Genomic DNA, 13,553 nt, shown 5'->3' with positions numbered 1-13,553 from the left:
CATTTCCCTTCCACTTTTCACATACGCGAGGCAGGCAAGATGAGCACGTTGAATGAATACCTGGGCCAGAAGCGCGAGGCGGTGCTGGCGCGCAATGCGCGAGACCCGCGCACGGTGACGCCGGTGAAGCTGCGCGCGCAGGTCAGCGCGGAAGGTCGCAGCGGCGTGCGCCGCATCCGCATCCGCGATCACCAGGTGGTGAGCGACAGCCCGGCGGATTTCGCCGGTTATGACCTTGGGCCGAGTTCGCCGGAACTGCTGTTGGGATCGCTGGGCAGCTGCCTGACGCACATCTTCCTGATCAAGGCGGCCGAGCTGGAACTGCCGCTGGAATCGCTGCAGGTGGAGATCGAAGGCGACCTGGATCCGCGCGGCGGCAAGCCGGGCTACGAGCAGGTGCCGTTCTTTCCGCACAACATCCGCTACACCGCGCACATCGTGTCGCCGGCCGACGAGGACGCGGTGCGGGCCGTGCATGAGGCGGTGGAGCAGTGGTGCCCGATCCTGAACCTGCTCAAGCAGCCGCAGCCGCTGGAAGGCAGCGTGCGGCACACGCGGTCACGGGCCTGAGCGGCCGGGGCCCCCGCCCGCGCGGTCGTCCGGTTGAAAGTCTCAGGTCAACGAGCTGCGCATCAGGATTTCGGTGAGCGCGCGGGTCGGCTGGTTGGGCGCGGGCGCCGAAATCACGATGAATTCCACCTGCGGCAGCGCCGGCAGGGCCAGTGCGCCGGCGGGCGCCGCCAGGCCGGCGGTGGACAGGTGCGAGGGCTGCACCGTGATGCCCAGGCCGGCGCGGGCGGCCGCCTGGCAGCCGGCGTAGCTGGTGCTGGTACAGACGATCTGCCAGCTGCGGCCGGCGCGCGCCAGCGCATCCAGCGCCAGGGTCCGGGTGACGCTGGGCTCGCGCAGCAGGATCAGCGGCAGCGGCGCGTCGGGCGCCAGGCGCAGGCCTTCGCGGACGCGCCACAGGAGCGCTTCCTTGTGCAGGGTCTGGCCGCGGCGGTCGCCGCGGCGGCGCTTGCCGATCATGACGTCCAGCCCGTTGTCGTCGAGCAGCCGGTAGAGGTCGCTGGTGACGCCGATGGTGATGTCCAGCTCGACTTCGGGATGCGCCTGGCGGAACGCGGCCAGCACGTCGGGCAGCGGGCCCATCGCCAGGTCGTCGGAGGTGCCGAGCCGCACGCGCCCGCGCAGGCGCGGGGCGTCGAACAGCCGCTCGGCGCGTTCGTGCGCGTCGAGGATGATTTCGGCGTGCACCAGCAGGCTGCGGCCGTCGCTGGTCAGGGCCAGTGAGTGGGTGTCGCGCAGGAACAGGCGGCGCTCCAGTGCCAGCTCCAGCTGGCGGATGTGTTCGCTGACGGTGGGCTGGGTCAGGCCGAGGCGGCGCGCCGCCTCGCTGAAGCTGGGCGCGCCCGCGGCGGTGGCGAAGGTCTTGAGCCAGAGCGGGTTGAGCATGGCGGCCTGCCTATAGGAAAGTTCGATAGCAGTTACAGTAACCAGTGGCCTTCACGATAGCAAGCCGCGCGCCTATAGTTTCCGCAACCTTCCTGGAAACCCCCCGCCATGCGCCGCTTCCTGCCCGACCAGTTCACCCTCATCCTGATCGCCACCGTGGCGTTCGCCAGCTTTTTCCCGGCCGTGGGCAAGGGCGCGTCGTTCATGATGGTGGCCAGCAATGTGGCGATTTCGCTGTTGTTCTTCCTGCACGGCGCGCGTTTGTCCACGGACGCGATCGTGGCGGGGGTCAAGGACGTGCGGCTGCATGCGCTGATCCTCGGGTGCACCTTCATCCTGTTCCCGGCGCTGGGGCTGGCGTTGCGGGCCGTGTTTCCCGGGCTGCTGACGCCGTCGCTGTGGCTGGGCGTGATCTTCGTGTGCACGTTGTCGTCGACGGTGCAGTCGTCGATCGCCTTCACGTCGATGGCGCGCGGCAATGTGCCGGGCGCGATCTGCGCGGCGACCGCGTCCAACCTGCTGGGCACCGTGCTGACGCCGCTGCTGGTGGCGGTGCTGCTGCATCGCCAGGGCGGCGGCCACGGCCTGGCCGACGCCGGCCGCATTCTGCTGCAGCTGCTGCTGCCGTTCGCGGTGGGCAGCCTGTTGCGGCCGTGGATCGGCGCCTGGGCGCAGCGCAACAGCCGGGTGCTGTCGAAGGTGGATCGCAGTTCGATCCTGCTGGCGGTCTACACCGCGTTCAGCGAGGCGGTGGCGCAGGGCATCTGGCATGCGTTCCCGGCGATCGACCTGGCGACCATGGTGCTGGTCAATGCGTTGCTGCTGGGGTCGGTGCTGCTGGTCACGACCTGGGGCAGCCGCAAGCTCGGGCTGTCCAAGGAGAACGAGATCACGCTGGTGTTCTGCGGGTCGAAGAAGTCGCTGGCATCCGGCATTCCGTTGGCCACGGTGCTGTTCGGCACCTCGCAGATGGGCATCGTGGTGCTGCCGCTGATGATCTTCCACCAGATGCAGCTGATGGTCTGCGCGGTGCTGGCGCGCCGCTACGCCGACCGGGCCGAGCCGACGCAGGCGGCCGAGCCGGCCCGCGCCTGAGGCCTCAGCCTTCGGCGGCCAGCGGCTGGATCTTGCCGCTGGGCTGCCAGTAGACGGCGCCGTCGCGTTCCTCGACCGCCAGCACGGTGAGACGGCCGTTCTTACAGGGGCCGCCCACGCACAGGCCGGTGTCGGGCTGGTAGGTGGCGCCGTGGCGGGCGCACATGATCAGGTCGCCCGCGCGGGTGAAGAAGCTGCCTTCCCAGTCGAGTTCGACGCCGACGTGGGCGCAGCGGTTCAGGTAGCCGTGCACCCGGTCCTGGTAGCGCACGAAGAAGGCGGTGGTGCGGCCCGCGCTGTCGGTGACCGGCAGTTTGACGCCGAGCCCGCCGTTGACCAGGTCGGTGGCGGCGCAGACGCGGACTTCGGGGGCGATGCGGGAATCCTGCATGGATGGCCTTGGAAGCAAAGGGTGCGATCTTCGGACAGGGGGCGGGGCTTGTCAATCCGCCGGCGCGGCGGTGTTTTCCTGCTGCCGCGCCCACATGGCGGCATACAGGCCGCCCGCGGCCAGCAGCTGCGCGTGGCGCCCGCGCTCGGCCACGCGGCCGTCCTCGAGCACCAGGATCTCGTCGGCATCGGCCACGGTGGACAGGCGGTGGGCGATGATGAGCGTGCTGCGGCCGCGGCTGACTTCGCGCAGGTTGGCCTGGATCTCCCGTTCGGTGCGGGTGTCGAGCGCGCTGGTGGCTTCGTCGAACAGGAAGATGGCCGGGTCCTTGAGCAGGGTGCGGGCGATGGCCACGCGCTGCTTTTCGCCGCCGGACAGCTTGAGCCCGCGCTCGCCCACCATGGTCTGGTAGCCGTCGGGCATGGCCATGATCAGGTCGTGGATGTGCGCCAGCCGGGCCGCGTGCTCGATCTCGGCATCCGAGGCGCCGGGACGGCCGTAGCCGATGTTGTAGCGGATGGTGTCGTTGAACAGCACGGTGTCCTGCGGCACTACGCCGATGGCGGCGCGCAGGCTGGCCTGGGTGACGTCGCGGATGTCCTGGCCGTCGACCAGGATGGCGCCGGCGTCGGCATCGTAGAAGCGGAACAGCAGCCGCGCGATGGTGGACTTGCCCGCGCCCGAGGTGCCCACCACGGCCAGGGTCTTGCCGGCCGGCAGGGTGAAGTTCACGCCCTTGAGGATGGGCCGGCGTTCGTCGTAGCCGAAGCGCACGTCGCGGAACTCGACCGCGCCGCCGGCCACGCGCAGCGGTAGCGCCTCGGGGCGGTCGGCCACTTCGCGGTCCTGGCCGAGCAGCTCGAACATGCGCTCCATGTCGATCATGGCCTGCTTGATCTCGCGGTAGATGAAACCGAAGAAGCTGAGCGGCGAGTACAGCTGCAGCAGGTAGGTGTTGACCAGCACGAAGTCGCCCAGGGTGTAGCGGCCCGCGGCGATGCCGCGGGCGGCCATCCACATCACCAGCGTCAGGCCCGCGGAGATGATGACGGCCTGGCCGACGTTGAGGATCGACAGGCTGACCTGGCTGCGCACCGCCGCGCGTTCGTAGCGGGTGAGCGAGGCGTCGTAGCGGCGCGCTTCGTGTTCTTCGTTGCCGAAGTACTTGACCGTTTCGTAGTTCAGCAGGCTCTCGATGGCCTTGGTGTTGGCCTCGGAATCGGTTTCGTTCATGAGCCGGCGGAACTTGGCGCGCCATTCGGTGACGGCCAGCGTGTAGGCCATGTACAGGATCACCGTGGCGCCGGTGGCCAGCGCCAGCCAGGCGTCGAACATGCGCCACAGCACGATGCAGACCAGGCCGATCTCGAAGAAGGTCGGCAGGATGTTGAACAACAGGAACGATAGCAGCGTCTGGATGCCCTTGGTGCCGCGCTCGATGGCGCGGGTCAGGCCGCCGGTCTGGCGCGTCAAGTGGAAACGCAGGGCCAGGCCGTGCAGGTGGCGGAAGATCCGCAGGCCGACCGAGCGGATGGCGTGCTGGCCGACGCGGGCGAAGAGGGCGTCGCGCAGTTCCGAGAACAGCAGCGACAGCACGCGCGCGCCGCCGTAGGCCAGGATCAGGCCCAGCGGCACGGTCACGGCGCCCGGCGCGCCTTCGCCCAGGGCGTCGATGGCGTGCTTGTACAGCACCGGCACGTAGACGGTGGCCGCCTTGGCGGCGAACAGGCACAGCAGGGCGGCCACCACCCGGGCCTTCAACCCCGCCTGGCCGGGCGGCCAGAGGTAGGGAAAGAGGGTGCGCAGGGTGGCGAAACCACCGCGTCCGGCGGGGCGGGAATCTGGTGCGGTCATGGGGACGGAAGTTGTTCAGGCGGGGGGCGGCCCAGGGTTCCACGGGGGTGAAAGGCCCCGAAAAGGCCCATTATCCGGCACCAGCGCTATGATCTAGTTGAAAACCCCTGGGATGAAAGCACCACTCCCGGGGGTTTTCCATCCGGTTTTCGCATTGTTTTTCCATACGGGCGCAGCGGGGCGGGCCCGTCATCAACGGTAGGCCAGGGGGTACCGCCCGGCAACATCCCTGGCTGCGCGACCTGGCGCGATTTCGCCATGCGAGCGTCGCGTCGCAAGCTTGGGAGGGTGTTATGGCGAAGGTTCCCACAGTGAAACTGAACGACGGCGGCAAGATTCCGCAATTGGGCCTGGGCGTGTGGCAGGTGCCGGACGAGCAGGCCGCGGCCAGCGTCAAGGAAGCGCTGGCGGCCGGCTACCGTTCGGTGGACACCGCCGCGATCTACGGCAATGAATCCGGCGTGGGCGCCGGGCTGCGCGCGGCAGGGGTGGCGCGCAAGGATCTGTTCATCACCACCAAGCTGTGGAATGACAGGCACGGTTTCGACCAGGCCCACCAGGCGATGGACGAAAGCCTGGAAAAGCTCGGCCTGGCCTACGTGGATCTGTACCTGATCCACTGGCCGGTGGCGGGCAGCGAGAAGTTCGTCGACGCCTGGCGCGCCATGATCGAGATGAAGGAAGACGGCCGTGCCCGCTCGATCGGTGTGTCCAATTTCACCCAGGCCAACCTGGAGCGCCTGATCGATGCCACCGGCGTCACGCCGGCGGTCAACCAGATCGAGCTGCATCCGGGCTTCGCGCAGCGCGAACTGCGCGCTTTTCACGATAAGCACGGCATCGCCACCGAATCTTGGAGTCCGCTGGCGCAGGGCAAGATCACCCAGGACAAGACCATCCTGGAACTGGCGCGCAAGCATGGCAAGTCGCCGGCCCAGGTGACGCTGCGCTGGCACTTGCAGCATGGCCTGATCGTGATCCCGAAGTCCGTGACGCCGGCGCGCATCCGCGAGAACATCGACGTGTTCGATTTCGAGCTGTCGGGCGCGGAGATGGCGGCGATCGACGCCATCGAGGAAGGGCCCCGCCTGGGACCCGATCCGGAAAAGTTCGGCAAGTAGGGCGCCCGCGAGCGGCGGGCGCCGCCGGCGTGCCCAGGGCCTGCGCGGGGCTTCTTTCAGTGCCAGCCGGGCTCTAGGCCTCGGGTTGCCTGGGCGGGAAGAACCAGTAGCGCGCGATGACCACCAGCAGGATGGTCAGCGCCGTCCATGAGGCCCAGTGCCAGGCGCCGGTGCCCAGCAGCGCCGCCAGCAGGCCGAAGATGCTGAGCACGCCCAGCAGGGTCGGCACGCCCCAGACGAACAGGAAGCCGCGCGAGGATTTCTGCTTGCTCATGCGGGACTCCGTTGCGGGGTGGCGGCGGCCTGGTGCTTGCGCACCAGTTCGGCGATGCGGGCTTCGGTGGCGCGGCGCCGCGCCAGCCACAGGTAGAGGCCGCTGACCAGCACCACGATGGTGATCAGATCGAGCACGGCCCAGATGATCTTCAGGGGCAGGCCGGCGTAGTCGCCGAAGTGCAGCGGACGCGACAATTCCAGCGCGGTCAGGTACCACGGCATTTTCGCGATCGTGGTCAGTTCGCCGCTGCGGCCGTCGATCAGGACGGGCGTGTTCATCTTGGAGGTCAACGGCGTGGCGCCGCGCATCCAGGTGATGTAGTGGTGGGGGCTGCCGAAGGCGTTGCCGGGGAAGGCGATGAACGACACTTCGTTGCCCGGCAGGGCCTTGCGCGCGGTGTCGGCGGCGGACTGGGCCGAAGACAGTTCGGCGGGCACGCCCTGGCCCTTGTAGGGTTCGAGGATGCGCACCAGCTCGGTCGATTGCCACAGGCGGAACAGCGGCGTGGACAGCTCGTTGATGACGCCGGTCACGCCCACCACGAAGGCCCACACCAGCGTCACGATGCCGAGCAGGTTGTGCAGGTCCAACCACTTGAGGCGGGTGGAGCGGCCGGCGCGCACGGTGCCAAATTCCAGCTTCTTCATGAAGGGCCCGTACAGCACCACCCCGGAGACGATGGCGACGCAGAACAGCAGGCCCATGAAGCCCAGGAACAGCTCGCCCGGCAGGCCGGCGAACAGGTCCACGTGCAGGGCCAGCATGATGCCCATGAAAGAGAACTTGTCTTCGGTGTAGAGCGGGCCGTCGAGCAGCACGTCGCCGGTGCGGCCGTCCATGCGCACCGCGTGGCCGGACACCATGCCGTCGCCGGGCTTCTTGGCCATGCCGACGTAGACCTGGGGCTCGTCGGGGTCGAAGAACAGGTAGTCGACCACTTCGCCGGGGTACATGGACTTGGCGCTTTCGACCAGCTTGTCGAGGTTGGCCGGCGGGGTCGAGGCGGGCACGTCGGACAGGGGCTTGGCGTCGTCCAGCCAGTGCTCGATCTCGTGGTGGAACACCAGCGGCAAGCCGGTCAGGCAGATGATGAGCAGGAAGATCGTACAGACCAGGCTGGTCCACTTGTGGACCAGGTACCAGGTTTTGATGGTGGAGGCGGCGGTCATGGCGACGGCGGGGCGGCTCGCGCGGCCCCCTTCAATGGAGATTCGGGAAAGGACGGAACATTATCACGAATAATAGCTATTCTCGTCACGCGATTTGTGTTGCGTCTTGCAAGCGAGGTGTAATTGGGGGCAGATGAAAGCGGGTTAAAAGGAAGCCTGGGCCCGATTGGGCGGGCTGGATCATCATGCAGCAACGTTTTCTGAAAGTGCCGCGCAACGAGCTGGGCCGCGATTTCGCGGTGGGCGACGTGCATGGCTGTTTTACGCGCCTGCGCGACAGCCTGGCGCGGATGGGCTTCGACGCCAGCCGCGACCGGCTGTTTTCCGTCGGCGACCTGGTCGACCGGGGGCCGGAGAGCGAGGCCGCGCTGGAGTGGCTGGCGCAGCCCTGGTTCTACGCGGTGCAGGGCAACCACGAGGACTATGCGGTGCGCCATGTCCGCACCGGCCAGGTGGACGTGGTGAACTGGCGCGGCTACGGCGGCGGCTGGTTCCTGGACCTGCCGGCCGAGCGCCAGCAGGTCTACGCCGAGGCCTTCGGGCAATTGCCTATCGCGATCGAGGTCGAGACCTCGTCGGGCGCGGTGGGATTGCTGCATGCCGATTGCCCGGTGTTGTTCTGGCCGCGCCTGGAATCGGCGTTGCAGGACCGCTACAAGCGCACCAGCGCCGCCTGCCAGTGGTCGCGCGAGCGACTGCGGCAACTGGACCGCACCGGCGTGCGCGGGGTGCGCGCGGTGGTGGCGGGCCACACCCCGGTGGCCGAGCCGCTGGCGCTGGGCAACGTCTATCACATCGATACCGAGGGCTGGAAGGATGGCTACTTCACCTTCCTCGACCTGGAAACGCTGCAGGCCTGGCCGCGCGCGGTGGTGACCGAGCCCCCGGTGGTCGAGCCGGGTTAGCCGGGCTGGCCGGGACCGGAGCGGGAAAATGAAACGGGGCGCCCATGGGCGCCCCGTCTGCATTGCGGTGCCAGGCCGCTAGTGCCGTTCCGTGGATTTCGCGCGGGGGTATCGGCCGGACAGCACGCTAGAGCGGCCGCGCCGCCAGCGGCCCGTCGCCGCCGCTGACGACGCTGGCGCGGGGGCCGGCCACCGGGTCGGCCTCGACGCGTGGCACCGGAATCGGTGGGATCGGGGGGGCATTGCCGGCGCCGCCGCCCAGCGTGCCTCCCAGCGCGCCGCCGCCGGCGGCCGGCACGGGAATCGGCTGCGCCACCGGCGCCTGCTGGGCCGGCACCTGTTGCGTCGGCACCTGCCGGGCCGGTTGCGGCGCGCCCGCCTGCGGTGGGGTGGCTGGCGGCAGCGCCGCGCCGGGCGCGGGCAGGGGCCGCACCGAGTTGTCGACGCCGTCGGTGGAGCGGTTGTTGTTGAGGAAGTCGGTCAGCGGGTCGCCGCTGGACAGGTCGAGCGAGGCCACCGCCTGGCCCGGCGGGAATTCGTTGAAATAGTATTCGCCGTTGTCCACCAGCAGGCCGTCGGGACGCGGCGCCGGCTTGGCCTCGGGCACGCCCTTGAGCGCCGGCTGCATGTAGTCGAGCCAGGTGGTCAGGGCCAGGCCGCTGCCGAATTCGTTGGTGCCCAGTGACTTGGGCTGGTCAAAACCCATCCAGACCGTGGTGGCCAGGCTGGGGGTGAAGCCGGAGAACCAGACGTCGACCGCCTCGTTGGTGGTGCCGGTCTTGCCGCCGATGTCGTTGCGCTTGAGCACCTGGTGCGCGCGCGCCGCGGTGCCGCTGGTGGTGACGCCGCGCAGGATGTCATCCATGACCCAGGCGGTGCGCGGGTCGATGGCGCGCGCGGCGGCGTCGCCCGCCACCACCGGCTGCGCCTGCATCAGCACGTTGCCCGAGCGGTCGGTGACCTTGTCGATCAGGTAGGGCGTGACGCGGTAGCCGCCGTTGGCGAACACGCTGTAGCCGTTGACCACCTGCAGCGGCGTGGCGCCGCCGGCGCCCAGGCCCAGCGGCAGCACCGCCGGCCAGCGGGCCTTGTCGAAGCCGAAGCGGGTCAGGTAGTCCTGCGCGTACTGCGGGCCGATGGCCTGCAGGATGCGGATGGTGACCATGTTCTTGGACTTGTACAGGCCCTGCCGCAGGGTCAGCATGGGTTCATAGCGGTTGCCGTCGTTCTTGGGCTGCCAGTCCTTCGAGCCGGTCTGCGCGGCGGTCAGCATGAAGGGCTGGTCGGACACCTGGGTGGCCGGCGTCAGGCCGCGTTCGAGGGCCGCGGCGTACACGAACGGCTTGATGTTCGAGCCCGGCTGGCGCCAGGCCTGCGTGACGCGGTTGAAGGTGCCGCGGTTGTAGTCGAAGCCGCCGATCATGGCGCGGATGGCGCCGTCCTGCGGCACCATCGACACCAGCGCCGCCTGCAGCGCCGGCATGTTGATGATTTCCCAGCCGTCGCCGTTCTTGTGGATGTAGACCACCGAGCCGCGCTGGATGCGCTGGCTGTCACTGGCCTTGGGGTTGAGGGCGCGCGCCACCACCGCCAGCGCCTTCTTGTCGGAGATGGTGATGATCTCGCGCGCGCTGCGCGCCACGGTCACTTCCTGCGGGCTGGCGGCCAGCACCACGGCGGTCAGCAGGTCTTCGCTGTCGGGCGTCTTTTCCTGCACGCCGTCGAGGATGTCGTCGAACGCCGCGGCGTCCTTTTCGACGCCGTCGGGCAGGTCGATCTGGTCTTCCGGGCCGGGGTAGGGCGCGCGCCGGGTGTAGTCCAGCACGCCGTCGCGCACGGCGCGGTAGGCCGCTTCCTGGTCCTTGGAGTCGATCGTGGTGTAGACGTCGATGCCCTTGGAGTAGGTCTGCTCCTGGAACACGCCGTACATCAGCTGGCGCGCCAGTTCGGCCGGGTATTCGCCGTGGATGGCGAAGCCGCGCAGGCTGGCGCCGTCGGCGCCGCGGATCACTACGTGCTGCTTGAGGGCTTCTTCGGTCTGTTCCGGCGTCAGGTAGCCCAGCGTCTTCATGCGGCCCAGCACGTAGTGCTGGCGGATCTCGGCGCGCGGGAAATTGGTGATGGGGTTGAAGCGCGAAGGCGCCTTGGGAATGCCGGCCAGCATCGCGGCCTCGGCCGGCGTGACTTCGGACAGCGGCTTGCCCAGGTAGGTGCGCGAGGCGGCGGCGAAGCCATAGGCGCGGTGACCCAGGTAGATCTGGTTCATGTAGAGCTCGAGGATCTGGTCCTTGGTGAGCTCGGATTCAATCTTGTAGGTCAGCAGCAGTTCGTAGAACTTGCGCGAATAGGTCTTTTCGGACGACAGGTAGAAGTTGCGCGCCACCTGCATGGTGATCGTGCTGCCGCCCTGGGTCTTGGATTGCTTGACGAGGTTCACGAGCACGGCACGCACCATGCCCATCCAGTCGACGCCGCCATGCTCGTAGAAGCGGTCGTCCTCGGCCGCCAGCACCGCCTGGCGCATCACCGCCGGGATCTCGTCGAAGCGCAGCACGTTGCGGTGTTCTTCGCCGTATTCGCCGATCAGGACCTTGTCGGCGGTATAGATGCGCAGCGGCACCCGCGGCCGGTAGTCGGTCATGGCGTGCAGGTCGGGCAGGCTGGGCCAGGCGATCGCCAGCGCCAGGCCGACCAACAGCGCCCCGCAGACACCGAGGCCGGCGACGGCGACGCCGGCCTTGATCAGGAGTCGTTTCCAGGGAAAGCCCGATTTGCCGCCCGGGGTGGCGGAGGATTGCTGGGGGGTGCTCATTGCTGGCGATTCTAGGGCAGAACGCTATAGACCGGCCACCGCGCCGGAAGGTTTCAGTAACCAAACTTGCCCGCAGGGACGGTTCGGATCGGCGGCAGGGGATTTAGGGACGGGGTTGAGGATACGCGCCACGCGGGTTTCGCGCAGCGCCGCGTGGCAAGCGCGCGCTGAAATGTATTGCGCGCCGTGACAAACGGCAAGGCCGGTTGCAGGTGTCATGCGGCCTGTCGGTGCAGATACCGTTGCGGCGGCGCGCCCAGGGCACGGTGAAACATGGCGCTGAAGGCGCTGGCGCTGCGGTAGCCGAGGTCGGCGGCGATGCGCGCCACCGGCACGCCCAGCGACAGGCGGCAGACGGCGTCGGCCAGGCGCACCTGTTGCACCCACTGCCGGTAATTCAGTCCCAATTCAGCCTGGAACAGACGGATGAGCGTGCGCGCGCTGGCGCCGACCTCGCTGCCCCAGTCCTCGATGCCGCGCTGCAGCCCGGGCCGGTCGAGGATCGCCTCGCAGATGATCTGCAGGCGGCGGTCGCGCGGCCATGGGATCTGGATGGGCACGACCCGCGCGGCGGCCAGTTCGGACAGGATCAGCGCGGCCACCTGTTCGGCGCGGCCGCCCAACGGATAGTCGATGGGCTCGGCGGTCAGGGCCAGGATCAGCTCGCGCAACAGGCCGCTGACCTCGATCACCTGGCATTGCGGCCAGTACGCTTGCGCGGCGTCGGCCTGGATGTAGAGCGAGCGCATCGAGACCGCGCCGACCATGTCGACGCCATGCGACACGCCCGCCGGGACCCATAGCGCACGCAGCGGCGGCAGCGCCCAGAAGCCGCTGGGCGTGGTGACGCGCATCACGCCTTCGATGGCATAGATGAGCTGGGCGCGCGGATGCGAGTGGGCGCCGGTGCGCGCGCCGGCGGGAAATTCCTTGGCCATCGCGGTCACGCCGCGGGGACGGTGTTGATAGTCCTGGGCGTCGATGCTGCGGGCCGGGTCGAGGCGCGTGGGCCGGGTGGGCATGTTGTCACTTCCGACAAATGGGGGAGGCCGAATTTATGGGGAAATGGCCCTATTTTGTCACTTTCCCGACGAAAATTGTCAGTCGGAGGGCGGGCATGCTTCCTACACTGGCAAGGTCCGGCGCTGCGCCGGGCTTTTCTTTGTTTCCCCCGTCCCGTCCAAGCCATGAACCCATCCCAGACCCCCGCTGCCGCGCTGCCCGATGACGCCGCGCCGGCCGCCGCGCCGCAGCCCGCCGTTGCCGACCCTTCGACCGCGTTCGCGGTATTGGGCGCCATCAGCGTGGCGCACCTGATGAACGACATGATTCAGTCGATCCTGTTGGCCATCTATCCCATGCTGAAGGATTCGTTCAGCCTGTCGTTCGCGCAGATCGGCCTGATCACGCTGGTGTACCAGTTGGCGGCCTCGCTGCTGCAACCGTTCATCGGTTTCTACACCGACCGCAACCCCAAGCCGTATTCACTGCCGGTGGGCATGGGCTTCACGCTGGCCGGCCTGCTGCTGCTGTCGGTGGCGCCGTCGTTCGGCTGGCTGCTGGTGGCGGCGGTGCTGGTGGGCACGGGATCGTCGGTGTTCCACCCCGAGTCGTCGCGGGTGGCGCGCATGGCCTCGGGCGGGCGCCATGGGCTGGCGCAGTCGCTGTTCCAGGTGGGCGGCAACGTGGGCTCGGCGCTGGGGCCGCTGCTGGCGGCGCTGTTCATCATTCCGCACGGCCAGCGCAGCGTGGCGTGGTTTTCGCTGGCGGCGCTGTTCGGCATGGTGGTGCTGACCGGCATCGGCCGCTGGTACGCCGCCAACCGCGCGCGCCTCAAGCCCCGCGCCCGGCGCGAAGGCGCCGGCAACGGGCTGACGCGCAACCAGGTGCTGGGCGCGTTGGGCGTGCTGGGGCTACTGGTGTTCTCCAAGTACTTCTACCTGGCCAGCCTGAACAGCTATTTCACCTTCTACCTGATCGACAAGTTCGCGCTGTCGGTGCGCGAGGCGCAGTTGTACCTGTTCCTGTTCCTGGCCGCGGTGGCGGTGGGCACGGTAGTGGGCGGCCCGGTGGGCGACCGCATCGGCCGCAAGATCGTGATCTGGGTGTCGATCCTGGGCGTGGCGCCGTTCACGCTGATGTTGCCGTACGCCAACCTGTTCTGGACCGGCGTGCTGGTGGTGGTCATCGGCGTGGTGCTGGCGTCCGCGTTTTCGGCCATCGTGGTGTATGCGCAGGAACTGGTGCCGGGCAAGGTCGGCATGATCGCCGGCCTGTTCTTCGGTTTCGCCTTCGGCATGGGCGGGCTGGGCGCGGCCGCGCTGGGCAAGCTGGCCGATGCCACCAGCATCGGCTACGTGTACCAGGTCTGCGCCTATCTGCCGCTGCTGGGCGTCGTGGCGGTGCTGCTGCCGGACGTGGAGCGCAAGCGCGCTTGAGGGGGGCGCGTGACGGCCCGTGACGGCCGCCCGCGC

General features: G+C 68.6%; 12 protein-coding genes. 5 read left to right on the top strand and 7 right to left on the bottom strand.

All coding sequences use genetic code 11. The annotated features are described in order from the left end of the window. The first annotated feature begins 39 nt into the window (after window positions 1-39). The gene (locus DK459_RS23390; protein WP_006384667.1) at window positions 40-570 is read left to right on the top strand and encodes an OsmC family protein; all 531 of its coding nucleotides are present in this window, start codon (window positions 40-42) and stop codon (window positions 568-570) included. A 42-nt stretch (window positions 571-612) separates the two neighbouring features. On the opposite strand, the gene DK459_RS23385 is transcribed toward DK459_RS23390, so the two are convergent. Then, window positions 613-1,455, bottom strand: coding sequence for a LysR family transcriptional regulator (locus DK459_RS23385; protein WP_024068428.1), 843 nt, complete (start codon window positions 1,453-1,455; stop codon window positions 613-615). Window positions 1,456-1,563: 108 nt separating this feature from the next. On the opposite strand from DK459_RS23385, the gene DK459_RS23380 reads away from it, so the two are divergent. After that, complete coding sequence (locus tag DK459_RS23380; protein ID WP_024068429.1) at window positions 1,564-2,550, top strand: bile acid:sodium symporter family protein; 987 nt, start codon at window positions 1,564-1,566, stop codon at window positions 2,548-2,550. 4 nt (window positions 2,551-2,554) lie between these two features. Here DK459_RS23380 and DK459_RS23375 read toward each other — a convergent pair whose 3' ends face one another. Together DK459_RS23375 and DK459_RS23370 are read right to left on the bottom strand one after the other, a co-directional pair. After that, a complete protein-coding gene (locus DK459_RS23375; RefSeq protein ID WP_006386601.1) occupies window positions 2,555-2,941 on the bottom strand; it encodes a Rieske (2Fe-2S) protein in 387 nt (128 codons plus the stop codon). Window positions 2,942-2,992: 51 nt separating this feature from the next. Next, window positions 2,993-4,795, bottom strand: a complete 1,803-nt coding sequence (locus DK459_RS23370) for an ABC transporter ATP-binding protein/permease (protein WP_049050946.1) — start codon at window positions 4,793-4,795, stop codon at window positions 2,993-2,995. A 293-nt stretch (window positions 4,796-5,088) separates the two neighbouring features. Between DK459_RS23370 and DK459_RS23365 the strand changes: the two genes are divergently transcribed. Beyond that, on the top strand, window positions 5,089-5,916 hold the full coding sequence (locus tag DK459_RS23365; RefSeq protein ID WP_045953102.1) for an aldo/keto reductase: 828 nt from the start codon (window positions 5,089-5,091) through the stop codon (window positions 5,914-5,916). A gap of 73 nt (window positions 5,917-5,989) precedes the next feature. Here the strand turns inward: DK459_RS23365 and DK459_RS23360 are convergent, their stop codons facing one another. Further along, window positions 5,990-6,190, bottom strand: coding sequence for a hypothetical protein (locus tag DK459_RS23360; protein ID WP_006386604.1), 201 nt, complete (start codon window positions 6,188-6,190; stop codon window positions 5,990-5,992). After that, window positions 6,187-7,362 carry a PepSY domain-containing protein gene (locus DK459_RS23355; protein ID WP_020927075.1) on the bottom strand — a complete coding sequence of 392 codons (1,176 nt, stop codon included), beginning with the start codon at window positions 7,360-7,362 and terminating at the stop codon, window positions 6,187-6,189. Before DK459_RS23355 ends, DK459_RS23360 begins: the two co-directional genes overlap by 4 nt. A 185-nt stretch (window positions 7,363-7,547) precedes the next feature. Between DK459_RS23355 and DK459_RS23350 the strand changes: the two genes are divergently transcribed. Then, a complete protein-coding gene (locus DK459_RS23350) occupies window positions 7,548-8,267 on the top strand; it encodes a metallophosphoesterase (protein ID WP_006386606.1) in 720 nt (239 codons plus the stop codon). A 127-nt stretch (window positions 8,268-8,394) separates the two neighbouring features. Here DK459_RS23350 and DK459_RS23345 read toward each other — a convergent pair whose 3' ends face one another. Continuing rightward, the gene (locus tag DK459_RS23345) at window positions 8,395-11,079 is read right to left on the bottom strand and encodes a penicillin-binding protein 1A (RefSeq protein ID WP_060721664.1); all 2,685 of its coding nucleotides are present in this window, start codon (window positions 11,077-11,079) and stop codon (window positions 8,395-8,397) included. A 215-nt stretch (window positions 11,080-11,294) separates the two neighbouring features. Continuing rightward, window positions 11,295-12,101: a helix-turn-helix domain-containing protein gene (locus tag DK459_RS23340; RefSeq protein ID WP_047992936.1), complete on the bottom strand. Its 807-nt coding sequence runs from the start codon at window positions 12,099-12,101 to the stop codon at window positions 11,295-11,297. Window positions 12,102-12,266: 165 nt separating this feature from the next. Here DK459_RS23340 and DK459_RS23335 point away from each other — a divergent pair, with 165 nt between their 5' ends. Next, on the top strand, window positions 12,267-13,517 hold the full coding sequence (locus tag DK459_RS23335; RefSeq protein ID WP_054441548.1) for an MFS transporter: 1,251 nt from the start codon (window positions 12,267-12,269) through the stop codon (window positions 13,515-13,517). Window positions 13,518-13,553 lie beyond the last annotated feature (36 nt).

Source organism: Achromobacter sp. RW408 (assembly GCF_003184165.1).
Classification (GTDB): Bacteria; Pseudomonadota; Gammaproteobacteria; order Burkholderiales; family Burkholderiaceae_B; genus Achromobacter; species Achromobacter xylosoxidans.
The sequence above is the reverse complement of the archived record's forward strand: the minus strand, read 5'-3'. Positions and strand labels throughout refer to the sequence as shown.